The organism is Desulfovibrio biadhensis (assembly GCF_055388615.1).
The window spans coordinates 4,533,827-4,557,644 of the sequence record NZ_AP042477.1; the positions used below are offsets into that span (position 1 = coordinate 4,533,827).

18 protein-coding genes, 1 tRNA gene and 1 pseudogene are annotated in these 23,818 nt (G+C 53.5%); 10 read left to right on the forward strand and 10 right to left on the reverse strand.

The genetic code is table 11. The annotated features are described in order from the left end of the window. The first annotated feature begins 2 nt into the window (after positions 1–2). On the forward strand, positions 3–965 hold the full coding sequence (locus ACZ5EH_RS19650; RefSeq protein WP_464275571.1) for a radical SAM/SPASM domain-containing protein: 963 nt from the start codon (positions 3–5) through the stop codon (positions 963–965). A gap of 5 nt (positions 966–970) precedes the next feature. After that, positions 971–1,672: a class I SAM-dependent methyltransferase gene (locus ACZ5EH_RS19655; protein WP_464275572.1), complete on the forward strand. Its 702-nt coding sequence runs from the start codon at positions 971–973 to the stop codon at positions 1,670–1,672. 282 nt (positions 1,673–1,954) lie between these two features. Here ACZ5EH_RS19655 and ACZ5EH_RS19660 read toward each other — a convergent pair. After that, positions 1,955–2,925: pseudogene (locus ACZ5EH_RS19660) on the reverse strand (IS3 family transposase); the annotation flags it as partial. A gap of 89 nt (positions 2,926–3,014) precedes the next feature. Between ACZ5EH_RS19660 and ACZ5EH_RS19665 the strand changes: the two are divergent. Together ACZ5EH_RS19665 and ACZ5EH_RS19670 are read left to right on the forward strand one after the other, a co-directional pair. Beyond that, positions 3,015–3,281 carry a transposase gene (locus tag ACZ5EH_RS19665; RefSeq protein WP_464275232.1) on the forward strand — a complete coding sequence of 89 codons (267 nt, stop codon included), beginning with the start codon at positions 3,015–3,017 and terminating at the stop codon, positions 3,279–3,281. Further along, positions 3,275–4,174, forward strand: a complete 900-nt coding sequence (locus ACZ5EH_RS19670) for an IS3 family transposase (RefSeq protein ID WP_464275573.1) — start codon at positions 3,275–3,277, stop codon at positions 4,172–4,174. Before ACZ5EH_RS19665 ends, ACZ5EH_RS19670 begins: the two co-directional genes overlap by 7 nt. 277 nt (positions 4,175–4,451) lie before the next feature. On the opposite strand, the gene ACZ5EH_RS19675 is transcribed toward ACZ5EH_RS19670, so the two are convergent. The 4 genes from ACZ5EH_RS19675 to rimI all read right to left on the reverse strand — a co-directional run bounded on the left by ACZ5EH_RS19675 (position 4,452) and on the right by rimI (position 6,420). Next, positions 4,452–4,538: transfer RNA gene (locus tag ACZ5EH_RS19675), tRNA-Leu, on the reverse strand. A 17-nt stretch (positions 4,539–4,555) separates the two neighbouring features. Continuing rightward, positions 4,556–4,993, reverse strand: a complete 438-nt coding sequence (gene secG, locus ACZ5EH_RS19680) for a preprotein translocase subunit SecG (RefSeq protein WP_464275574.1) — start codon at positions 4,991–4,993, stop codon at positions 4,556–4,558. A 45-nt stretch (positions 4,994–5,038) separates the two neighbouring features. Beyond that, entirely contained in the window at positions 5,039–5,788 is a 750-nt protein-coding gene (tpiA, locus tag ACZ5EH_RS19685; protein ID WP_464278332.1) for a triose-phosphate isomerase, read from the reverse strand. After that, entirely contained in the window at positions 5,788–6,420 is a 633-nt protein-coding gene (gene rimI / locus ACZ5EH_RS19690) for a ribosomal protein S18-alanine N-acetyltransferase (RefSeq protein ID WP_464275575.1), read from the reverse strand. The genes tpiA and rimI overlap by 1 nt, the downstream gene beginning before the upstream one ends. Here rimI and ACZ5EH_RS19695 point away from each other — a divergent pair. After that, positions 6,419–6,970, forward strand: a complete 552-nt coding sequence (locus ACZ5EH_RS19695; protein ID WP_464275576.1) for an NUDIX hydrolase — start codon at positions 6,419–6,421, stop codon at positions 6,968–6,970. The genes rimI and ACZ5EH_RS19695 overlap by 2 nt on opposite strands. A 73-nt stretch (positions 6,971–7,043) precedes the next feature. On the opposite strand, the gene ACZ5EH_RS19700 is transcribed toward ACZ5EH_RS19695, so the two are convergent. Beyond that, entirely contained in the window at positions 7,044–7,850 is an 807-nt protein-coding gene (locus tag ACZ5EH_RS19700; protein ID WP_464275577.1) for an inositol monophosphatase family protein, read from the reverse strand. 54 nt (positions 7,851–7,904) lie between these two features. Next, entirely contained in the window at positions 7,905–8,885 is a 981-nt protein-coding gene (locus tag ACZ5EH_RS19705; RefSeq protein ID WP_464275578.1) for a GAF domain-containing protein, read from the reverse strand. Positions 8,886–9,365: 480 nt separating this feature from the next. On the opposite strand from ACZ5EH_RS19705, the gene ACZ5EH_RS19710 reads away from it, so the two are divergent. The 4 genes from ACZ5EH_RS19710 (at position 9,366) to ACZ5EH_RS19725 (ending at position 14,248) form a co-directional block, all read left to right on the forward strand. Next, the gene (locus ACZ5EH_RS19710) at positions 9,366–11,117 is read left to right on the forward strand and encodes a hypothetical protein (protein WP_464275579.1); all 1,752 of its coding nucleotides are present in this window, start codon (positions 9,366–9,368) and stop codon (positions 11,115–11,117) included. A gap of 76 nt (positions 11,118–11,193) precedes the next feature. Next, positions 11,194–12,279: a glycine cleavage system aminomethyltransferase GcvT gene (gcvT, locus tag ACZ5EH_RS19715; RefSeq protein WP_464275580.1), complete on the forward strand. Its 1,086-nt coding sequence runs from the start codon at positions 11,194–11,196 to the stop codon at positions 12,277–12,279. Beyond that, a complete protein-coding gene (locus tag ACZ5EH_RS19720; RefSeq protein ID WP_464275581.1) occupies positions 12,276–13,034 on the forward strand; it encodes a 16S rRNA (uracil(1498)-N(3))-methyltransferase in 759 nt (252 codons plus the stop codon). The genes gcvT and ACZ5EH_RS19720 overlap by 4 nt, the downstream gene beginning before the upstream one ends. Before the next feature lie 2 nt (positions 13,035–13,036). Beyond that, positions 13,037–14,248 carry a replication-associated recombination protein A gene (locus ACZ5EH_RS19725; RefSeq protein WP_464275582.1) on the forward strand — a complete coding sequence of 404 codons (1,212 nt, stop codon included), beginning with the start codon at positions 13,037–13,039 and terminating at the stop codon, positions 14,246–14,248. A 72-nt stretch (positions 14,249–14,320) separates the two neighbouring features. Here ACZ5EH_RS19725 and ACZ5EH_RS19730 read toward each other — a convergent pair whose 3' ends face one another. The 3 genes from ACZ5EH_RS19730 to ACZ5EH_RS19740 all read right to left on the reverse strand — a co-directional run bounded on the left by ACZ5EH_RS19730 (position 14,321) and on the right by ACZ5EH_RS19740 (position 23,259). Next, positions 14,321–14,734: a hypothetical protein gene (locus ACZ5EH_RS19730; protein WP_464275583.1), complete on the reverse strand. Its 414-nt coding sequence runs from the start codon at positions 14,732–14,734 to the stop codon at positions 14,321–14,323. Positions 14,735–14,912: 178 nt separating this feature from the next. Further along, positions 14,913–17,411, reverse strand: a complete 2,499-nt coding sequence (gene pbpC / locus ACZ5EH_RS19735; protein ID WP_464275584.1) for a penicillin-binding protein 1C — start codon at positions 17,409–17,411, stop codon at positions 14,913–14,915. Then, positions 17,386–23,259, reverse strand: coding sequence for an alpha-2-macroglobulin family protein (locus ACZ5EH_RS19740; protein WP_464275585.1), 5,874 nt, complete (start codon positions 23,257–23,259; stop codon positions 17,386–17,388). The genes pbpC and ACZ5EH_RS19740 overlap by 26 nt, the downstream gene beginning before the upstream one ends. A gap of 231 nt (positions 23,260–23,490) precedes the next feature. Here ACZ5EH_RS19740 and ACZ5EH_RS19745 point away from each other — a divergent pair, with 231 nt between their 5' ends. Beyond that, the gene (locus ACZ5EH_RS19745) at positions 23,491–23,796 is read left to right on the forward strand and encodes a hypothetical protein (protein WP_464275586.1); all 306 of its coding nucleotides are present in this window, start codon (positions 23,491–23,493) and stop codon (positions 23,794–23,796) included. The last annotated feature ends 22 nt before the right edge of the window (positions 23,797–23,818 follow it).

Sequence of the window (23,818 nt, forward strand, 5' to 3'; positions counted from 1 at the left end):
AAATGCTGATAGATCGTAAGCCTAATATTGATTTTCGAGGCCTTTCTAGAATTCCTTTTCCTGCTGAAATTGCAATAGAAACACATGCATTTTGTAATTTACAGTGTGTTGTCTGTCCTCATCTTACAATGAAACGCAAAAAAGGAAAGATGTCTCCCCAACTGTTCCACAAAATTGTAGACGAAGTTGCAATTGAAAGTCCTGAAACTCGACTTTGGCTTGCAGTCATGGGAGAGCCAGCTCTAGATACAAATTTGGTCTCTTTTTGCAAATATGTTCAAAGCAAAGGACTTAAACGTATACATTTAAACTCTAATGGCACATTCTTAGAAGGAGATATTGCAAAAGGTGTTTTAGAAGCCGACGTGGAATCTATTTATGTAGCCATAGATGCTTCTACAATAGATACTTATCGTAAAGTACGCCCTGGTGGAGATTTTGAACGCACTGTGCGAAACGTAAAAAACTTACTTAGACTTCGTGCTGAAACACCTGGATCCCGTACTGAAATAGCTGTTCAATTTATTGTAATGGATGAAAACGAACATGAAGTTGATAGCTTTCACGACTACTGGCTAGAACAAGGGGCGGTAGTAAAAATTCGTCTACGTCAAGGATGGGGTGATAAAGTTAGTACTCCTGATCTTAATGATAAAATTCAAAAACGTTTTCCTTGCCCTTGGCTTATCCGAACCATGAATATCCATTGGTCTGGAATGGCTACCCAATGCGACGTAGACTATGAGGAAGATTATCCGGCAGGAGACGTAAATAGTGAATCCATCAAAAGCATATGGAATGGGAAATTAGCCGAACGACGAGAGCGTCATTGGAATGGAGATTTTGACCATCCTCTGTGTAAAAATTGCCTGGATTGGTCCGCAGGACGTGCTGAATTCTTTTACCCTGCCTCTCATAAAAACTCGAAGAAACACAGACATTCTGTCGGTCAAGAAGAAGGTTAATTACTATGAGCCACGTACTTAACCAAACTGATAAAGATGTTATTGTTTCCCGCTATGAAGGTCGATATAGTGAATTTGGATACTCTCCTAAAACACTTGATTGGGATAAAGGCAAACAAGATATTCGCTTTTCCATTCTCACTTCCCAAGTAAATTTGCGAGGCAAAAGAATTTTGGACATCGGATGTGGTTTTGGGGATTTAAACAAAACCCTCAAAAGTCTGTATGACAACGATTATGAATATACCGGCGTTGATATTGTCCCTTCTTTCATCAAGGAAGCTACCCAGAGATTTGGAAGTAATCAAGTGAGTTTTCAATGTGGTAATTTCTTAGAAATGGAATTACCTCTTTGTGATTATGCCATTTGCTCGGGAATGTTCAACCTTAAGATGAAGCATGGGGACAATTTAGACTTTATTCGTGCTGTATTTACTAAAACATTTCAGTTATGCAGTATTGGTTTTGCTTTTGATTTTTTGTCTGACAAAGTCGACTATACTAAAGATCTTACGTACCATTCTTCTCCGAGTGAAATACTTGCATTAGGCTACCATTATTCTCGGAATGTAATGCTAAACAATTCATACATGCCGTTTGAGTTTAGCTTTTTTCTTAGGAAGGATGAGTCTTTTGATCCACGATTTACTATATTCAATACGTGGGCGAAAGATTCAGGGATATCTCTCGAAACAGAGAACTGCTAGTCAAGCTTCCCTTTTTTCTTCTATAAAGGTAATTATTTTTATTATACTTTTTTTAAATTTTCACTTTGTTTCGATGTAGTCTCTGACTTCCCCCCATTCTTTAGACCAAACTCTATTTAAAGGGTCTGGTTTTCAACAGGGAGCCGGTGGGGGGGGTAATTCCCTCGCAAACTTGTGATTCTGAAAAGTGGTATTTTCTCGTAAACCCGACCGAGGAGATCCGACATGAAGAAATCCATCTTTGTAGCCTTCCCTTAAAACAGGACTGTAAACCTCCCCAAGTTAGTGCCAGCCAAAAGTAGAGATTTCCTGGGGTGAATGGGCTTCGAGGTACTCGGCTGGCGTCAGGTCGCCAAGTGATTCGTGGGGCTGTTCCTCGTTGTACTCCTTGATCCAGTTCTCCGTGATGTCCTTGACCTCAGCCAGAGTGCGAAAGAGATAAAAATCAAGCACTTCATTGCGATACGTCTTGTTGAAGCGCTCGACGTACGAATTCTGCGTCGGCTTGCCCGGCTGTATGAACTCCAGGTCCACGCCATGGATTTCCGCCCAATTGGCCATGGTCACCGAGACCAGTTCCGGTCCGTTATCCATTCGAATCCGTTCGGGAAGCCCACGCCAGGCAACAATGCGGTCGAGCACTCGCGTCACCCGCGCCGCCGGCAGGTTTGTATCCACCTCGATGGCCAGGCACTCCCGGCTGAAGTCGTCCAGCACGTTGAAGGTCCGGAATCGCTGCCCGCTCATGAGGGCGTCGTGCATGAAGTCCAGCGACCAGCACACATTCGCCTCGGGTGGCACGGCCAACGGTTGCGGATTCCTTGAAGGCAACCGCTTCTTGCCCTTGCGGCGCAGATTCAGCTTCAACAGGCAGTATACGCGGTAGACCCGTTTGTGGTTCCAGCGATAGCCGTGCCGGCGAACGACAGCGAAGAGCTTGCCGAAGCCGTAGCGCGGATAGCGTTCGGCCAGCTTGAGCAGTGCTTCGATCACGGGCGCGTCATCCCGCGGCGTAGGCTGATAGCCGTAGACGGTCCGACTCAGACGCACTGCGGCGCATAACTGCCTGATACTCAGACCGTGTTCATGACGCATATGATCGATCAGATCGCGCTTCTCAGCCGGCCTTAAAGCTTTTTTGCGATAACGTCCTTGAGCGCCTCGTTTTCCAGGCTCAAGTTCGCGAACATGCGCTTGAGCTTGCGGTTCTCCTCTTCGAGCTCCTTGAGGCGCCGGATATCCGAGGCGTCCATTGATCTTCCCCCCGAAAATCGGACCACTTTCAATGAGAGGATTCCCCTGGTAGAAAGCCGGCCATACGGCCACCAGGAGAATCTGAAAGATGAAGCGCAAAAGGTACACTGAAGAGCAGATCGTTCGCATCTTGGCAGAGGTGGAAGCTGGTCAGACCGTTGTTGAAACCAGCAGAAAATATGGTGTTTCCGAACAAAGCATTTATCGCTGGAAAGCCAAGTATGGCGGGATGAACCAGTCCGAGGTTCGGCGGATGAAGTCGCTGGAAGAAGAAAACGCCAGGCTGAAAAAGATTGTAGCCCAGCAAGCCGTCGACATGGATGCCTTGAAGGATTTGCTCGAAAAAAAATGGTAGGCCCTTCCGCCCGCCGAGGGGCAGCGAAGCTTCTGCAGCTGGAGCATGGTTATTCCATGAGACGCGTCTGCAAACTGGTCGATACGCCACGCTCAGGCTTGTATTACCTGCAGAGGCGAAGCGCAGATGAGGAAGCGCTCAAAGCTGCAATACACTTGTTGGCTCGGCTTCATCCGAGATACGGATGCCCGAGAATCCAAGTTTGCCTGGAGCGGGAGGGCTGGAGAGTAAACCACAAGAGGGTGCACCGCATCTGGCAAGAGGAGGGGTTGTTGCTACAACGCAAACGCCCCCGCCGGAGGCAGTGTGGCCCGAGAATCGAGATCGTGAACAAGGCGCTCGGCGTCAATCACGTCTGGAGCTATGATTTTGTGGAGGACCCTACGGATCGTGGCGGCAGGTTGCGATGTTTGCCGGTGCTGGACGAATACACCCGCGAATGCTTGACCATCGAGGTCGAGCCTTCCATTGGCGCACAACGGGTAATCTTGACGTTGGAGCGGCTTTTCAATCTCAAGGGTGTTCCGGATTTCATCCGCAGTGACAATGGTCCGGAGTTCGTTGCCAAAGCGGTGCAAGACTGGTTGGCCGAGAAGGCATGTGGGACGTTGTTCATCACCCCGGGCAGTCCGTGGGAGAACGCGTACATTGAGAGCTTCAATGGGAAATTCCGGGACGAATGCCTAAACAGGGAGATCTTTTTGAACGGCAGGGAAGCGCAGATGATTATCGAAAACTGGCGACAGGAGTACAACACACTACGGCCGCACAGTTCGCTGGGGAATCTGACGCCGGAGGAGTTTGCACGACAGGGGGCCGGTTCCGGTCGGGCTACGCCCTCCCTCCACCGGCCCTCTGCTGAAACCCAGACCGGGGTGACAATCCTCTCATAGAGCTTGGTCCAAAGAATGGGGGGAGGTCAGTCTTACCGACTCCTAGATCTTGAGCATCCTCAAGCGGGCCAAAACGGCATCCGTTACCCAGCTTTGCCGAAAACACGGCATGAGCGGCGCCACGTTATACAGTTGCGCGCCCAAGTATGGCGGTATGGATGCCTCTGTGATGGCACACATGAAATAACTCGAAAGGGAATCCACTCTGCTCAAGCACATGTATACCGAAGAGATAAAAAAAGCCGCGTTCTTGCAAAAGCGGCTTTTTTTATGAATATGGTGCCGAAGGGGGGACTCGAACCCCCACGGGCGTTGGCCCACTACCCCCTCAAGATAGCGTGTCTACCAGTTCCACCACTTCGGCCCAAATTTGAGGGCAAATCATTGTTTGGGTGCCTCTTCCTGCTGGCCTGCAGCAGGCTCACTTGCAGCGCCGGAAGAAGGTGCGGCTTGTTCGCTCGTGCCGTCGTCAACCTGAATACCGCTCGTCTCTTCAGCACTTGCGGCAGGAGCAGGAGCGGCCTGTTCCGCTGCATCCTGCTTCTCGAGTTGCTGTTCAACAGCCTGATCCATGACGCTTGTACCCTGAATCCGCTCTTCGCGGGTCATGTAGGTGTAGCTGAGCGACGTAACGATGAACACAGTAGCGATAACAGCGGTAACTTTGGTCAGCAAGCCGCCTGCGCCGGAGCTTCCGAACAGGGAGCTGCTGCCGCCGCCAAATATCACGCCCATGCCTTCCTGGCCGGACTGAAGCATCACAATCACGACAAGCGCGATGCAGATGATGATGTGCAGCGTGAGAATCAACGTTTCCAACAGAATCTCCTTAGAGGCGATAGCATCTATTTTTGGGGCGTTAGGTTAGGCCGTCACGATGCGGCTGAAGCTTTCCGCCTCCAAAGACGCTCCTCCTACCAACACGCCCTCGACATTGTCAAGAGAAATTATTTCAGCACAGTTATCTGGCTTCACAGAACCGCCATAAAGAATGCGGATGACATCGCCCTGCTCAAGCAATTCCACCAATAATTTTCGTACGATAGCATGAGCCTCAACAATTTCTGGAGGTCCGGCAACTTTTCCGGTGCCTATTGCCCAAACTGGTTCGTAGGCTATCGCCAAATCTTCTGAAGAAACGCTTTTCTTCACATCAGCAAGTCCTGTCCGCAGTTGCGCTTCAAGCACAGATTCCAACTTTCCCGCTTCGCGCTCTTCCAGGGTCTCGCCTATGCAAAGCACAACCTTGAATCCGGCATTGAGTGCAAAAGCCGTCTTTTCACCTACAAACTCGTTGGACTCTCCCAAGACGTGGCGACGTTCAGAGTGTCCGGTGAGTGCATAATCACACCCCAAGTCCAAAAGCATACCGGGCGCCACTTCACCAGTAAACGCTCCTTTTTCGGCTGGATAAAAATTCTGCCCCCCCACATGAAAGTCAGGAGCGCCGTCAAAGGCGTCAGCAACGCCGGCAATAGCGGTAAACGGCGGGAACACCAGCACCTCGCGGTCTTCAGGCAACTGCTCCAGTGCTCGCACCAAGGCTTCCGCCGTACTGCGCCCTTCGGCGAGTGTCTTGTGCATTTTCCAATTCGCGGCCATGAGTTTCTTCATCATTGCTCCTCATTTGTTGCCCCTTTGTCGGGGGTGGACGCTTCGGAGGGCGATGCCTCTCTGCTTGCCGTCTCATTGTTCAATTCCAGACGCAGAATCAGGGCGTCCTCACCATTGTCGGGGTAATATCCTTTCCGAAGCCCTACTTGCTCGAATCCAAACGATCCATAGAGGTTCCTGGCAGGCACATTTCCCACGCGAACCTCGAGAAATGTGTATCTTATGCCCATTCTGCGTCCGATTTGCAACACGAGTCCGAGCAGTCTCCGGGCCAATCCCTGACGACGAAAAGACTTATCTACCGCCAGGTTGAAGATTTCCATTTCATCCGCCACATGGTAGAGTGAAAGATAAGCCAAAAGCTGTCGCGGTTCGGTTGCGGTAGCCGGCAAAACAAGGCCAAAAACATTAAATAGTTTTTGCTCCAAGGCAAGATTGAACTGCTCTTCACTCCAGGGGCTGGCAAAGCAGGCCTTTTCAAGTGTCAAAAGCTCTGGCAGATAGCCTGAGTCCAAACGCTCGAACACAGCTTTAGCCCCCTTCATGGAGGCTGAGCCAACGCTCGTCACTGTCGAGTCGACGGTATTTGCATCTTTTTCGAAAGTATTTTCCGAGGAGGGAAGCATCATCATGAAGCGCAGTTCTCTTCCACCCGATCCACCCTTAGGCGGCCTCGAGCTGGTGGAGGTTGTGGACGGCAATGATCAGCCACTTGTTATCATGCCACTGGTGGAAGCACACAAGCAGACACTGATGCACCGTGCCGTGTTGGTGCTGTTGTATGATAAGGCCAACCGTGTCTATCTGCAACGTCGCAGCAAAAATAAAAAACTCTTCCCCGGTTTCTGGGACCTCTCGGCAACCGGGCACGTAAAGGCTGGAGAATCCCGGGAAGATGCCGCACGCCGTGAACTCCGGGAAGAGCTGGGCATTGATGCCGAAAACATGCGCCATTTACGCAGTGTCCCGGCAGATGCCTCTACCGGGTGGGAATACATCACCGTTTACAGTGCAGGGCGCTTACACGGCACACTGCGCCTTGATCCTGCGGAGGTCATGGACGGCGCCTTTCATGATCCTGATGAAGTCGCCTTTCTGGTGGAGCACTATCGCGAAGTACTCACCCCCGCCCTGCTCTATGCATGGGAGCACGCCCTCATGTTCCAGCCAGCCGTAGACTGAAGCCGCCTTCACTGATCGGTCAGCCGAAAACATGGCTTGGATAATTCGCCATGAGCAGCGTTGCAGCTGCTTTTCAGTCACCAAATCCTATGCCAGCAAGCTTGCCGGCGAATGATTCATGTACATGGCCGTTGGTTGCCAGCAACGTATTGGCAGTCAAATGGTAGGGTGTGTCCGGATCAAGCTGCGTAACCCTTCCACCGGCTTCTTCCACCACAAGCCACCCTGCCGCCGTATCCCATGGGTGCAAGTGCGCCTCGTAAAAAACATCGAGCCGCCCCCAAGCAACATAGGCCAAATCAAGAGCAGCTGCGCCATAACGTCTGAGCGCCCGGCAATGTAAAAGGGTCTGCTCTACGCCGGAGACCACTGGTGTAATGTGCTGTCTGATGCTGTAGGGAAACCCCGTGGCAACAACACAATGCTGCAGATTTTCTTTCTCGCTGACGGCAATGCGCTCACCGTTGCAAAAAGCGCCCTGCCCCGCCTCGGCTTCGAACAGCTCATCCATGATGGGGTTATAAATGACTCCCAGGCGCATGCGCCCCTGAACCATCAAACCAATGGAGGTGGCCACGAAAGGCAACTTTTGGGCAAAGTTCGTGGTGCCGTCCAACGGGTCCACCACCCATGCAACTTCGCCGAAATCATAGTTTGCGTTACTTGATTCTTCACCCACGAAATTCGCTTCAGGCAAGATTTTGCCCAGACGCTCGCGCAAAAAATCCTCAACAGCCACGTCAGTTTCCGTGACGATATCAATGGGGCCCTTGAAGCTGATATTCCTGGGTTTGTTCCAATGATCCCGGATTATCCCTCCGGCCTGGCGCGCCGCATCAAGCAAGGGCGCGCGCAAAGAACTCCAGTCTACGCCCGGCATGGTATTTTCTCCTGCGTCGTGATGGTTGGTAGAGTTGCAGCCTGGCAGCCTGCCCTATTTCTTGGGTTTGGACTGAAGCATGCGCAGCTTGCTTTTGAGGTGCAGGTTCTCGAGAAAAAGCTCGAGATGCCCCGCAGCCATGAGCGAAAAAGCTTTGACGTGGTCGCTTATGTCCACGCCTTCCTCATGTGCGAAGCCTAAAACACCGCGTGTGGAGCGGGAAAAATACAAAGGCAGGCACATCAAACTCTTGAACATCGGTGTTTGCACATTCTTACCAAAAAGAGGCGAGACAGAGCCTGCGCTTTCATGTTCACCCAAAAAAACCGGCGCGTTGTTTTTGAAAACCCATCCAACTAGCCCAGTGCCTATGGGGAACTTGAGTTCCGTATTTTTCCCGGTAAACAAGGGGCGGCTTGCCCCTTCCAGATAAAAGCCCTTGCCCTGCTCGTCACGCGCTGCAAAAAAACAGTAGTCAAAGCCTGTCGTCTCCGCCACAAGCAGCAAATAATTCTCAAGAAACGCTTCCCAGCGGGTAAGCCGCTTACGCAGCCCCTGAATCAACTGCAAGCTGTGATAATACCGCGATTCGTTCTGGTGTCTGCCGGCAGCCACCAGTTTCAACCGCGTGTCATTGATCATGTCGGAAAAGAGATGCAGGATCTTTTGATCCTTCTCGCTGAAAGAAAAGGTGCGCTTGCTGTCCAGGCAGAGAACGCCGGCGTTATCCTTGAGCACACACCCCATGAAGGCTTTGACATTCGGGTCGCCTTCAGGGCCGTAGTACTCGAGCCACCCCTTTTTACGATCGAAATTATTGATCAAAAGGGGCTGACGGTTGGAGAGGATGGCGCCTACTATCCCCTTGCCCGTAACAACAGTGCTGTGTGGGTCAACCTTGTCGCCAAGGCTGAACCATGAAGCCACTTGATAATGGTCCTCTTGTTCTCCCTGAAGGAAAAGCACTGCCGAATAGCCGTCGAAAACGCTGCAAACTATGGCCAATATTCGCTGCAGGTAGCTGTCGTTCTCCATGATGCCCTTATAGTCCTGGGATAAGGGGGTGGACCCCGGTTAATGCCTTCAGATGTATGTGCCCAGAGGGGTATTTGTCAATACGCTGGCATCATTGGCTTTCATATGTCACAATTGAAGAATTGGTCACAACATGTCTTGTTGATTGATAATCGGCCCTTGCTATGCTATACATTTAACCCATAGAGAACAAATACTTACCAAGCGTCGACAAAAAAAGCTGTTCCGCATTGGCAGCGTATAAAATAACTGCCGGGTTGCTCTCCTGCACCAAAAAGACGATACGTGAGCAGATACCGGCAAGCAGCTTGGCAAATGAATCGGGAAATTTCAGAGGCAAACGCGGCCCACACAACTTGATTGTGTAGAGGCGCGACAAATAAGATCTTGAAAGCTATTCGCTTAATGATAGGGACCGCAGAGGGCAGGTTCGACAGAATATTCTGATTTTACTCCCTTTGGTCTGTGAATGGAACGGCAATGACGCAGAAAATCACCTGGCAAGAGGCCTTTTGCAAAGGTCCGGACTATGACTGCACCCCTGAAAAGGGGTTCATATCATCGTCGGCTTTGCGCACATTGCCTGACCTCAAGCAGTACCTTGACCTCGTTCACGCCAAACACTGCCTCATAAAACCCTACACCCAGGTAAAAAACTACCCTGTTGTGGATTCCAGGGAGTTGCTCCCCTCTTTCGAGGCTGATGTCTACGAATATGGCGAACTGCCTGGCTTCAGCCTTGTGGCGTTCAATCGCCCCTTGAATTATTTCCAGGAAATTTTCCAGTTTGATATGATCCACAACCTGATGGAAATGGCGGAAGAATCACAAGGGCGCACCTGCCCCCTGGAGCGTACCATCCTCAATCAGAACAACCATACGCTTGCCAACAGGATGCCACGGCATTTGCACCAGGATTTCAGCGCCCAATTTTCGGACTCTGACGCCTCCGACCTCGAATACTACCCCAAGCTCCTGCCCTACCTCATGCAGATGGACCGTGCCCATGTGTTGGCCACGGACAACTTTGGCAGTTTTACGCTTGGTGGCGTGTATGCTTCCTTTCCTTCCGATCTCGATGCCGAAATCAAGCGTTTCGGCCTGCGCCTGGGCAAATTTCAGGTTGGCGACAACTCCATGTATGAGCGCAACCGCCTTTTCGTATACCAGTTCCTCATGGAGCTGTATGGGTTTCCCATTGTCTCGGAACGCAGAACGTCATCCGCCCTCTTTGCCAGAAGACTGCATAAATTAGGGGAAGAATTCCTCATCAGGGTATGTAGCCAGTCGGATCGCTGCATAACCACACTTTATTCCTCACCCTCGGCCAAATCGTATCCGCGTGTGGAAAAAATGGCCCTGGTCAAAGTGGAAAAGGAACAAAAGGAAATCATCGCCAAACTCAAAGACGGGGGATTTTTTCTGGACCCGCGCAACAGGGTGGTGCTGTTGCGTGTGAAATACCGCCAGCACAAATTCAACCCCTTCAATGTGCGCCAGGACCGTGCCCTCTCCGTGGAAAGTCAGGAAGTGCTGCACCCGCTTACGGGTGAACCCTTGCGCAATGTCAACATCATCAAGGACACCTACAACATGTTCCTGCGCCTCAACGATATCGTGCGCGGGGAATACCGGGGCAGCATCGTTTACAAACGAAACGAAATCGTGGTCAACACGGAAACCGACCAGAAACGCCTCAAGTTCCTTTTTGCCTGGCTTTCCAAGCACCAGCGCAGAATTATCAGCTATTCAGACGAATTTTACTCAAAAATCGCCATGGTGTTGGACAACTACCTGCTCAACGCCAAAAATTACGACTCCTTTCAGGAGATGAACGAGCTTTTTCAAGAGGTGTGGGCCAAGTACAGCTACATCCAGCAGGCCCGCCTCGTCAGATATCTGGAAGATGCGGCATATGGCCGGAAAAAGGACAAAGGCGAATCCAGGCTTGATTCATTGAAGCGCGCCGTTGCCGCCATGCACGAACTGATATTTGAAATTGTCAATTACTATGAAGACTTGGTCTCTCACACCATCCACCTGGGAGACCGGATTCTTTCCGACAGCTATCTGCGCAAGCAGTATGTTGATAAAAAGGACACCGACCTCACCCCTTACGGCATCGAGGTCAAACGCCATTACCGCAAGCTCGTGGCCCTGGTGGATGCCTTCAAGGACATCCGCAAAGCCAAGATGGAGCGTAGCGACGTTCTTATCCGCAAAGCAGGGTGATTGCCTGCCAGGGCGCACTTTTCCCACCATGGCGGCACGTTGCATTACCGCCCCACATAATTCCATGGAGATATTCGTGAGCGATTTAAAAAAAACGCCCCTTTATGAATGGCACAAAGAACATGGCGCAAAAACAGCTCCTTTCGCAGGCTGGGAAATGCCCATCCAATACACTGGGATTCTGGCCGAACACAAACAAACCAGAGAAAAAGCCTCTGTCTTTGATATTTGCCACATGGGCGAATTCCTCTTGCAAGGGGCAGGCGCAAAGGACGCACTCTCCAAGGCGCTAACCCACAACCTGGAAACGCTCCAGCCAGGGCGCTGCCGCTACGGCTTCCTGCTCAATGAACAAGGCGGCATCATCGACGATATGATCGTATATTGCATGGACCAGGACAGTTACATGATCGTGGTCAACGGCGCCCGCGAAGATATCGACTTCAAGACCATATCCGAACGTCTCCCAAAAGAGTTGGAACTGAAGAACGTTTCAGACAAAATGGCTAAAATCGACATTCAGGGGCCCGAATCTCTGGACGCCCTGGAGTCGATCCTCAGTGAAAACCTTCACTCCTTGCGCTATTTCAACTTTGGCCGTGTCAATTTCCAAGGCGCCCCCTTGCTTGTAAGCCGCACGGGTTACACCGGCGAACTGGGCTATGAGCTGTATCTCGACGCTGCCAAGGCGCTGCCCCTGTGGGAGGCCTGCCTGGCCGACCCGCGCGTGGAGCCAGCCGGGCTAGGCGCACGCGACACCTTGCGCCTCGAGATGGGACTCCCTCTCTATGGACAAGACCTGGACGAACAGCATACCCCGACCGAGGCCGGCTATGGAGCCATGCTGCAGAATCCAGCTGAATACACAGGCAAAGGCAAGGATGGTGAGGTGCGTGAAAAGCTGATTGCCTTGAAAATCGAAGGCCGTCGTAGTGCACGCCACCACGATGTCGTACTGACTTCCGAAGGCAAGGAAGTTGGACATGTGACCAGCGGTTCCTTCGCCCCCTCTTTGGGGCACTGCATCGCCCTCGCTTATGTACAAGCGGACGCAGCCGAAAACGAGACCTACACAATCCGCGCAGCTCGTGTGGAACTGCCTGCAAGCAGATGTGAACTGCCCTTCTATACCCAGGCCACGGCCCGCCGGAAGGTGGAATGAACGCATTCTTTCTGTCCGCAAATCTCTGGCCCTCCCACCTGGAGCATGAGCCCATTCAGTTGGATGGGCCTGAAGCGCAACACATGCTCAAGGTCTTGCGTCTGGGCGCAGGAGAGCGCGTCTGGCTTTTTGACGGGCAAGGCCACAGTGGTGAATTTGAGATCGTGCAAACCAGCAAGCACAAGGCCCTGCTGCGTGCGCACACGCTTCAGGAACACCCGCGCCCTTCCGGCCAGGCGACCCTGGCCCTGGGGTGGGCCAAAGCTGTAAGAAGAGGGTGGCTGCTGGAAAAAGCCGTGGAGTTTGAAACCTCTGCAATATGGCTTTGGCAGGCGAAACACAGCCAGGGGCGCGTACCTGATACGCTAAAGGACACTTGGCAGGCGCAATGTGTTGCCGGCGCCAAACAGAGTAAAAACCCCTGGCTCCCCGAGCTTTGCACCCTTACTGGAGGCGCACGGGAACTGGCCAAAGCCATCCCGGACTTTGACCGCGCTTACCTGCTGTGGGAAGAGCCGGGGCAAGAGCGCGTCCTGGGAATGGAAGATCTTCTCCCTGCAGGGCACACGCTCTTTATCGTCGGACCGGAAGGTGGCTTTGCCCTGGATGAAGTGGCGCTACTACGCGAAGCCGGAGCCCTTCCTGTCAGCCTGGGGCAGCGTGTGCTGCGCTGGGAAACGGCTGCCATGCTTTGCCTGGGGCTGGCCTGGTGGACACGACAAAACACCCCTGCCCTTAAAGACGCCGGAGAATGAATATGAGCGATTCGCAGCCCCTTGCAGATCGCATTCGCCCACAAACCCTTGAAGAATTTGTGGGGCAACGACAGCTGCAAAGAAAGCTTGAAAACCTTCTGCAAGCCAAACGTCTGCCCAGCCTACTTCTTTTTGGCCCCCCTGGCTGTGGCAAATCCACTCTGGCATTGCTGCTGGCGAAAAAATCCGGCGCCCCATGGATTCGTGTCAGCGCTCCGGAAGCAGGACTCCAAAAACTGCGGCAACTGCTGCCGGGCAAGGAGATTCTTGTTCTGGATGAGTTGCACCGCTTTTCCAAGGCGCAGCAGGATTTTTTCCTGCCCCTGTTGGAAAGCGGCGAGGTGACACTCCTGGCCACCACCACGGAAAATCCTTCCTTCAGCGTTACGCGGCAGCTCCTGTCACGACTCCATGTCATCCGGCTGCAGCCTTTGCATCTGCGCGAACTGGAAGAGGTCGGCCGCCGCGGCATGCAAGAGATAGGAATAGACCTGGGAGACGACATCCTCCAATCACTGGCCAATGCCGCCGGAGGAGACGCAAGAACCCTGCTCAACCTGGTAGAATTTGCGGCCTCTCTGCCCGAAGACAAACGCACCATTGAAGGATTGCGCAAGGCAATGCCCGAGGTGGTCCTGCGTCATGACAAGGCGGGGGACAGCCATTATGAGCTTGCTTCCGCCATGATCAAATCGATCAGAGGGTCTGACCCTGACGCCGCGCTCTATTATTTGGCTTGCCTTCTCGAAGGAGGCGAAGACCCGCGATTCGTCTGCCGTCGGCTTATTCTCTCCGCCAGCGAAGACGTGGGGCTGGCCGACCCCCAGGCCCTGCAAATGGCGGTTGCCTGTCAACAGGCTGTTTCCTTTGTGGGCATGCCAGAAGGCTTCATTCCCATGTCCGAGACATGCGTCTACCTGGCCCTGGCGCCCAAGAGCAACAGCAGCTACGCCGCATACCGCGCTGCGCAAAAGGAACTGCAGACCCGTGGCAAAAAACCCGTGCCATTGCACCTGCGCAATGCGACCACTGCCATGCAAAAACAATGGGGATACGGCGAAGAGTACAAGTATCCGCACAATTTCCCGGGTTCCTGGGTCGAGCAGCAATACCTGCCGGATGGATTGGAAAACCTGCGCTTTTATGCGCCTAAGGATCAAGGCGCAGAACCAAAGATTGCGGCATGGTGGCAGCGCCTGCGCAAAAAGAAATGATCAACGTGTATCTGCCCTTATAAAGAAAAACAGACAACACAAAAAACAATAAAAACTGGATATTACAAAAGCCTACTCTTGCCAATTTTCCCAGGCGAGCAACCTGTTTTCCTCCAGAGTTCTGCCCAGGCTGTCGTTATCCAGTGGCAATTCTTCAGAAAAAATCAGTCCTGCGCACTCGCCATTTTGCCAAAGCACTTTGACCTCGCGCCCCTGCACCAAGTGGTGCAAGGCCTGGTCCACGGCGGAGACTACAAGGCATTGGTCATCACATACACCATCAGCCAGCATTTCAGGCGCAACGCAGCACATCTCCACCATCATGCCACGGTTGCTGAGGTTGCGCATGGTACAGATCAGTTCATTACCAGAAGTTGAAGACTGTAATGTTATCAAGCCAATGGGCTCGACATTGTGGCGCAGGATATCCTTGTGTTCGCCTTCAATAGGCCAACGAGTTTGCGTCCTGGCTTCCAAACCGCTCATATTCTGCCTCTCTAATCCCAATGTTCATTTTATACGAATATAAAATACTATTTCAATAAAAACTGCATGCGGCAAACATTATTAGCAAGCTAATAAGTGGCAAGCAAAGATGTCAACAACAGAAAAGTTACAATCCTGTGCGTTACATAAAAATTGTTGTATGCCACCAGGAAAATACTCACTCTCTGCCCACAACCCGATAGGTTACACTATCCTGTCGCCCTTGGGAATCAAGCAGCACAAGGCGATGCTCGCCGGGCTCCAGGGCGAGAAACAAGCGTTTTGAAGGAGCTCCGCTGGCAACGAGTTGTCCATCCTGATACCAGAACAGCCTACTCGTGTCGCCGGAGATTTGCGCCACCAGCGCAAGCTTCTGATACTCCCGTGGCGCATCGGCCCGAATACGGTATGGCGTACGGGATGAAGGCGAAACAATACGCGGCACACCCTCCGAGGGAACATCGTTACACAGCTTGGAAAGTGGCGGGAGTCCGCCCGACAGTTGTCCTCCTCCCGTATTCCCCCGACTCCATTGCCAGGCCAAGAGCTCCGGAGGTTCAACCCGGACCACTTTCGCCACATGGGGGCGCTTTGCAAGACAGGAGCCTTCCAGCCGCTCCCCTGTTTCACTATCCACAAAAATGCGTCTATGCAGCGTATCCCGTTGCAGTTGGGTCACATCCGGAATCACGGTTATCCTTACGCGCTCCTTACATAGGGGCGTTGCCAGTTCCCGGCTGTCTGCACAAACCTCAACCTCGTCGAGGTTCAAAAAGTCTGGTTCCGGCAGCCGGGCGCCGTCCGGCTCCAGAGCCCGGAACAAGTCGAACAGCAAAGGTCCAGCATGATGCGCTCCTGAAATACCAGGCACAGGGTGTCCATCCACATTGCCAACCCACACGCCAATGGCGAGTCTTCCAGAATAGCCGATAGCCCAGGCGTCACGGTGACCAAAAGATGTCCCCGTCTTCCAGGCCACTGCAGGAACATCTCGCGCCAGGTTCCACGCTTGAGGCATATCGGTCCGTCGGACAGTAGAAAGTATATTACCAGTAAGGTAGCAAGCTTCAGGGGAAAGCAAATGTTTTCCACCCCCTTTAGCTTCACCTGCCGGCACTGCAGGGGGTGTTTGTGGGTTTTCCCAGGGAGCCCCCCCCTTCGAAACCTCCAACACGTCACGCAGCGGCAGCATGACACCACCAGTAGCCAGGGTGGCGTAGGCATTGACCAGTTGATCCAGCCTCACTTCACCCGCACCGAGGACAAGGGGTAATCCATAATAGCTTGCCGGCTTATCCAGGGTTTGCAATCCAAGACGATGCAGAAGATCCAGATATGGCTGCACACCCACTTGCGCCAACAACCGCACAGCCGGCGCGTTAAGGGACTGCGCCAGCGCTTCCTGCACGGTAACGCGCCCCCGGTATTGGTCGTCATAGTTGGTGGCCACGTAGCCGGCAAACTCAGTAGGGATATCCAGCACGCAGCTTTCCGGCACTATAACCCCTTGCTCCATGGCCAAGGCATAGAGAAAAGGCTTCAGCGCAGAGCCAGGAGAGCGTTTGATACGCGCGGCATTGATCTGCCCGTGACGTTCATCGTCCAAAAAAGATTCCGCCCCAACCATGGCCAGCAATTCGCGGGAGGCAGTATCCATGACCACGAAGGCAGCGTTCTCCAACCCTTGAGCTCTCAGCCCCCCGATACGACGGTGGAGGATGGCCTCGGCGGTATTTTGCACACGCAGGTCAATAGTGCTGCGGATAATCAAACTTTCAGGACTTCCAGGCAAGGCATGGGCCGTATGCAGCTCCCGGCACAAATGCGGTGCACGCAGGGGGGGGCGGCGCATTTTAACGGGTAATTGAGTCAACTTGGCGGCCGCTGCGTCTGCACGGCTGATCACCCCCCTTTGGGCCATAATATCCAGCAGCTGGTCCCGCTCACGTTTGGCCGGTCCGGGGTGAATAAACGGGTCATACCCTTTTGGGGCGCGTGGAATAATTGTCAGCAAAGCGGCCTCGCCAAGGGACAAGCGGCCGGGGCGTTTGCCAAAATAAAAATACGATGCTGCGCCTGCTCCAACGATGTTACCGCCAAATGGCGCCATATTCAGATAGAGTTCAAGCAATGCGTCTTTGGAAAAACGCCCTTCAAGTTGTAAGGCGCGGAAGGCTTCCTGCATTTTTGCGGTAAAGGTGCGGTCCTTGGGTTCGGCCAGTCGCGCCAGCTGCATGGGGATTGTGGATGCCCCCAGCACCACCCTGCCTGCTGTAAGATTGGTCCAGGCCGCTCGCAGTATGGAGATGGGATTCACCCCGGGGTGATAATAGAAGTAGCGATCTTCCGATGCCAGTACGGCTTGAACAAGCTCTGGAGAAACTTCCTCCAGGCTGACCGGAAACCGCCAACGCCCGTCCAAGGGGAGAAAAAAACGCAAGGGGTGCCCCGAGCGATCCACCACCATGGTGGCAGCGGGGGGAGAAAAAGCATGCACGGGAAACGGGCAGCGCGCATCCAAATAGCTGAACAACGCATACCCGCCCAGCAGGAAAAGCGCCGTCCCGCCCGTTATCCAGACAAGAAGACGCTTCCTGTGCGTACGTAATGCCGACCAGAGCCTTGAACAGGCCCTGGCCAGCGTTTTCAGACTATTGTGCAGCAGGGGCAGAGCCATCCTCGCCACCGGTCTCCTGTGCTTCCCCTGCAGCCGGAGCGCTTTCGGTTGGCGCATCCGCAGAAACCTTGCTGGATGCTGGCGTTTCTAAGGGCTGCAGCACGGCTTCAGGGTCATCAGGAAGCACATTTATGCTACCCATAGCGCCCGCCGCCAGCAGAGATGGATCATACATGGCCTCCGCCTGCACAGGGGGCAAGGCGAAGCTTCCCGGCGTTACCGCACGCAACACCGAATAGTATGTCTGCCACTTCTCATTCTTCGCCAGAGAGTTTTGTGCCCCACGGCTTGGTCCTGGCAGGGAAAGGAAAAGCAGCACCCGATCATCGCGCAGGTCCTGATAATTCGGCTTGGTGCCTGTCTTTTCTGCCCAGGGCAAACGTTCCGTGGTTTCAAGGCGCGGGTTTTCGACTTCGAGACCAGCTGGCAGCAATGCCTGCAGCACCACATTATCAATGGGGCGCTCATCTGCCTTGATGCGCGTACGTAACACAATCAAATCGCCCTGCTTTATCCCAGATGAAGGCAGCTCCTTGCCATCACGGGTAAGATAGGCTCTTTCAATGGAGATACCCTGAGTATAGGGAGAATATGCTGCATCGGTGGGTACACCGCGGGTCAACACGCTGTAAAACACGGAACCGGGTTCAAAGTTGTCTGACGTAACAACAATGCGCAAGGCGGCGTCGCCTTCGATTTCCAGTTTGTGAAAAGCATCCTCGCTGCTGAATGACCCCAGTTTTTCATCCCCCAGGTATACCTCTCCGCTAAAAGGCGCCTTTTTCTGCTGCAAGGCATAAAAACGGCCCAAAGCCACATAGGCCAAGCCATTTTCCTGGGTGGAGCGATAGGGCGTTGCTTCCATGAGGCTGGTCAGCTCTTGCACCAGTTTAGCCACCTTGGCGTCTTCAGGAGCAACTTCAAGCAGCGCCGTAAGCCGAATGGCGGTATTACGGATGGGGGAATCCAGATCGCCCCCTGTTTGCGTGTATTTTGTAGCCGGTGCGGCAGGCGCGTTAAGCACCTGCTCCATACGCCCGATGTCACCCAGCAGCCCATACGCTCCAGCCAACAGAGCAGCCCCCATGGGACTCAGTTTCTGCGTGTAATGTTTACGCATGTAATCCATGCCGCCACGGTCGGGCTTGCCGGCCTTGGCCAACACAAAATGGGCGTAGCACATACGCTGCAAATCGCTTCTATTGGGTTTCTTCTTCCAACGCAGCAATGATGCGACGTATTGCAGCGCCTGGTTCAATACGCTTTCCGGAACATGGTGTCCCGCCAGACGTGCGTCCAACAGGAAATGCGTGGCATAGAGACTGCCCCACGGCCAGGGATCATCCCCTCCGGGCCACATACTGAAACCACCATCATTGAGTTGCATGGTCAGCAAACGGGCAATGCCGCTCTGCACCATGGCGTCCGGCTGGTGCCCGTCCAGGGATTTGGGGGAAAGGGCCTGAGCCAAAGCCTCCCAATAGAGCAGCGGGAATACTTTTGATGTGGTTTGCTCCACACACCCGTATGGGTAGCCGAGCAGGCTCTCCAGCCCCTGGGTAAAACGCACCAGCGGCTGACCACCTATATAAACTTCGCGTCGTATGGTTTCAGGGCGTAATCCAGTGGCATTCAAAGCCAGGCTTGCTTCCTGCTTGTCCATGGAACCGGAAGCGGACGCTGTTCTGGCCGGCAAAGCGGGCCGCACGGGAACGTTGACCGTAGCCGCAGCTTTTTCATTGTTGCCACTGGCGCTGCAGACAAAACGCAGGCCTTCGGTTTCCTCTCCCACCTTGACCGTAAAGTAAGCCAGGCGCTCCTTGCCCTTTGGCACATCCAGCGTGGCTTCCGGCACATCAATTGCCGCGTTGCCCGTCACATCCAATTGCAGTGAGAAAGCGCCATCCTTGTCCGTATCGTTACGCAGGGTCACGGGCACAAGGATTTCATCATCCGGCGAGAGAAAACGTGGCAATGTTGGCGTAACAATCAAAGGACTGCGCACACGGGTCAACGCATGATCTGAACCAAAGCGCCGCCCCTTGTTCATGACGGCCATGACCCTGAGAGCGCCCTGGAATTCAGGCACATCGAAACTTGCCTGCACCTTGCCCGAGGCGTCCGCCACCAAGGGGCCGGTCCAAAAGGCCACAGGCTCCACGCGGCGCAGACCTTCGCTGCGAACAAACTGGCGCAGCCTGTCCAGTCCCTGGTCACCACCGGCCAGGGCCGTGCCTTCAACAGCCGGCACGTCCGGAAAAAGCATGGAGAAGATATCATAGCTCTCCGTGCCCAAAGCCCGTTTTGCATAGAACATCGGGAACGGATCGGGAGTTGCCTGCGCGATAAGCTGCAAAATCCCTTCATCCACAGCGGCAATCGTCACCACGGATTCAGGGGGAGCCGACACGGTTACGTCCAGAGTCGTCTCAGGGCGTATCTCCGCCGGAACATCGATGGCAAGGGGGATGTCATTGGTATTGCGGTCCACAAACAACGGTGCAGAACCAAACGCACGGGCAGGAGCACCGGGCTCCAGTCCCTTGGCGGAGCGCACCAGCACACCCGTCACATAAACGTTTGGCGAGTATGCTTCGCGTATGGGCATTTCCAAAGTGGCAGTGTTCTCCCCTTTCTCCAGGGTGACCACCTTGGTGTCAAAAACTTCGTCGCCTTCAACGGTCAACAGCAACTTACCGGCAAATGGCGTGCGCACCTGAAGCGTCGCGCTTTCTCCAGGGGCGTACTCGTCCTTGTCTGGCACTATGTCCATACGGGCAGGGTTCTTGATCGCCCATGGCGAATACCCCCAGCCCCCCGCGTAGAACTGCGTCTGGCTAACCGCCCCACCGCCTTCATCCACCAACACGACGCGGTAGCTGCCGTATTCAGGCGGTGAAACAGTCACACTGCCTGTAGCAGCCGCATTGTTCAGGGTATTGCTGCTTACAAGCATGGAATCACGTACCGAATCGTAACGGAAACCGCCGGAAGGAGTACGGCGAAGTACGGTCTGCCAGACGTCCTTATAGAAATCCACACGTAACTCTGCGCCCTTTGTCGGCTTGCCGTCGGGCGTCAGAACCACGTATTCTACGTCGACCTTTGACCCAGGGTCCACGCCTCTGTCTTCCAGGCGCTTGAGCCCCGTATAGCGAGGGTACGGGTAGATGCTCACCCGTTGCATGGCGCCCACACCACGGCCGCCGCGTTCACTGACACGGGCAAAAAGCATGGCCTCCAAAGCAGCAGGCGGACGTAAATCTTCCGGCAATTCGACTGAAAAAGATCGCTCGCCTTCTTCATTCAACCTGGAATCAGGTTCGCTGGCTTGCAACTCGCGAGCATCGAACCCGCCATCGGGATCTCCAAACTCGTACCCCTCCCAGCCAGAGGGAGCAAAAGGCGCGGCCTGGAGCTTCACCGTTGATTCCACCGGCAACTCAGAAGCAGGCGGACCAAAGAAATAGCGGCTGGAAACAGCATATTCGATCTTTTCACCCGGAGAAAACGTCGCCTTTTCAGGCGCAATTTCAACTTTGATGCGGTCAGGTAAAAACTCTTCCACTTTATAGTTGTAGGTGCCAATCACCGTATCGGCTGCCAATACTTCCAGGCTGTAGTTTCCGGTGAGAGCAAAAGTAGGAATATCATAGGAGAATGACGCCACACCCTGTGCATCACTTTCCACAACTCGTTTTGAAAGCACCTTGCCCTGGGGGTCCTTTTGCAAAAGGGTCAAAGGCATGGCCGGGGGCGTGCCCAGATCGGTTCGCCGCAGAAGGGCTACACCTTCCATGTTTTCACCGGGGCGATAAATGTCACGTTCTCCGTAAACATACGCCAGATAGCCACTTTCGGGCATGTACTGCCCGCCCACGTCCTGGCCGGCGGGATCAATGCCAAAGCGATCCAGAAGCAAAAAGGAATAGTCATCTCCCTTTTCCGCCACAATCATGTAGGGCGTGTGCTCCTCGAATGCCTTGGCCAGCCCCTTGGCATGCCAAATACCATTCGCATCGCTGACGCCTTCGGCCATGAGCTGCTGTTGATCACTCAACAACTGCAATTTGACGCCGGCAACCGGGGACAGAGAGGAAAAGGAATTGACCCAGACAAGCAGGTCATCCTTGCCCTTTTTGGCCACAACCCCCATGTCGGTTACAAGCACCCAGCGTTGGGAGCCTTCCCAACTGTCGGTCGCCCCAAGAAAAATGCGATACAGACCTTTGCCTTTACCTTCCACAAAACGGGCAACATCAAATGTTTCATGCTGCACTTCGTTCTTTGGCGCAGACAGGTTGAGGGTCTCCTCCACAATCCGGTCACCCATGTAATGCTGCAGCGTGTAAGTGTACCCCCTTTCCTCGAACAGCGTGTTCATAGAATAATCTTGCAACAGTAAGAAAATATTATTCCTGTACACCCTGTCGATAAACATCTCGGCTTTAGGGGCGTTTACACTTTCCACAGCCAGATTGCGGGTTCCCTGCAAAGGTAAAAAGATGCCCGAGTCGCGAAAAGCAACGCTGGGCTCTAAATCCGGTATGTACAGGGTCTCTTTCCAGTCTTCACGCAACACGGACCCGTCCGCCGCGGCAAGCCCGCGGTCCAGGGTTACGACATATTCCTGCCCCGGCTTGAAATCGCCTGTTAGGACAAGGTCCATCTCGCTGCGGGATAGACTGTATTCAGCTTCAGGGGAGACATGCACAAAAGGACCAACCGCCCTGGCATCGACAGGGGCGGAAAAAGCAATACGAATGTTCGCACCGTCCAGACTGCTGGCCGCCTCCGCCTTGCGAGCATGGAGGTTGGGATCGAGCTTCAAATCGTATTGCCAGGTTTTAGTTTCATCGAGAACAAGACTGCCGGCAGCGTCAACGAGCCCGGGCTTCAGGGTAACCGTGAGCATCCGCCCTTTTTCATCCTTAACCATGGGGGCACTGCGAAACTCCAACCACCGCGTCGTATAGGTGGTGTCCATGGTCAAACTGATCTCTTCCGGCTTTCCGTCCTCCGGGCCGGTCAAGCGCAACTTGTCCAGCAACGTCCAAGGGTCAACAGGATAGGTGAACTCAATGTTGCCCTTCAACACGACCTTGCCAGGGTCAGACTGATCGTAGTCTTCGTACAGCTCCATTTCCGCAATCTGAAAAGCTTCTGTTTTCAGAGCGAAATTTTCGTCACCAGAAAATTCCATCCCTTCAGGAAGCAAATTATCCGGCCGGATATAGACCCAAAGGTCGGAACCCGCTTCAAGCGGTTCCTGAAAGTCATAGCGCAGGGTAAACGGACTGATCCATGACCAGGTTCCCGGTTCTTCCGGAGTTAAATCCGCCGGCGCCGTCTGAGGGATCTTTCCGACGAGGTCTTCACCAAGGGGCTTATCAAAGGAAATCAGCAGATAACGCCTAAGGGTATCCTCAAGGGTAACCGCGGTCACAGAAACCGTGTTCAGCACTTCGGCAGGCTCAGTTACAGTCGCTTCCTGTTCTGCAGAAGGCTCCACAGACTGTTCTTCTGATGAGGCAGCTACCTGATCGGGGGCCTGGTCGGATACGCCCTGCTTTTCAACTTGCGAACCTGGGCTGCCAGATGATACTCCGCTTTGCTCGCTGGCGTCAGTTTCTGGTGTAGCGACAGCCTGACTGTTTTCGGAAGCGGCTTCCGGCGTAGCCCCCTGGGTTTGTTCTGTCTTGCTGCCAAAGTCGAGTTCCGGAGAAGGGCTCTTGCTGAAAAGCAGGTATCCCTGGACCAGGGAAACAATCGCCAAGGCGACTATGATGAGATTTTTCCCGCTGGTGAACCAGGGTGGGCCATCATGGCTATCATGCTGCTGGCTCATGCATTTCCTCCGGTTGATTGCATGTGGAATGGCCCCTTCCTTTGCATAGGACTGCAAGACAGGGACATCTGTTCAGAATAATTGACATCTGTTGGAAATTTGATACTACCGGGCACCACAAATGACCCGTATCAGCATCTTTACCAATTCTCTTTCTTTGGATACATTTTGTCAAACAGAAGAAACTATGCGACATAAAGCATTGCTTCCAGATAACGACAGTTAAAGATCATGGCACACAAAACAGTTAATACAGTTTTCATCAATATCGCTTCCGGCGAAGAGATCAAGGAACTTCCTTCCAAATTTGACAGGGATGCCTTAAAGCCCCGGCTTGTGCTTTCAACGCATCTGGCGTGGAAAGACGCCTGGGCTCACTACAAGGTGTTGCAGGTGGAGGAACAGGCAGGTGAAACCGTGGTGGTTCACGTCAAACGCATGCGCCGCTATGTTGCCCCGGGCCTGATGATGGCTCTCATAGCCGGCACCATTGTGGTGACTGCCGTCATTGTAGGACTGCTCTGGTTCCTTGTCTGACCTGCCTTAAGCCTGCATCCCA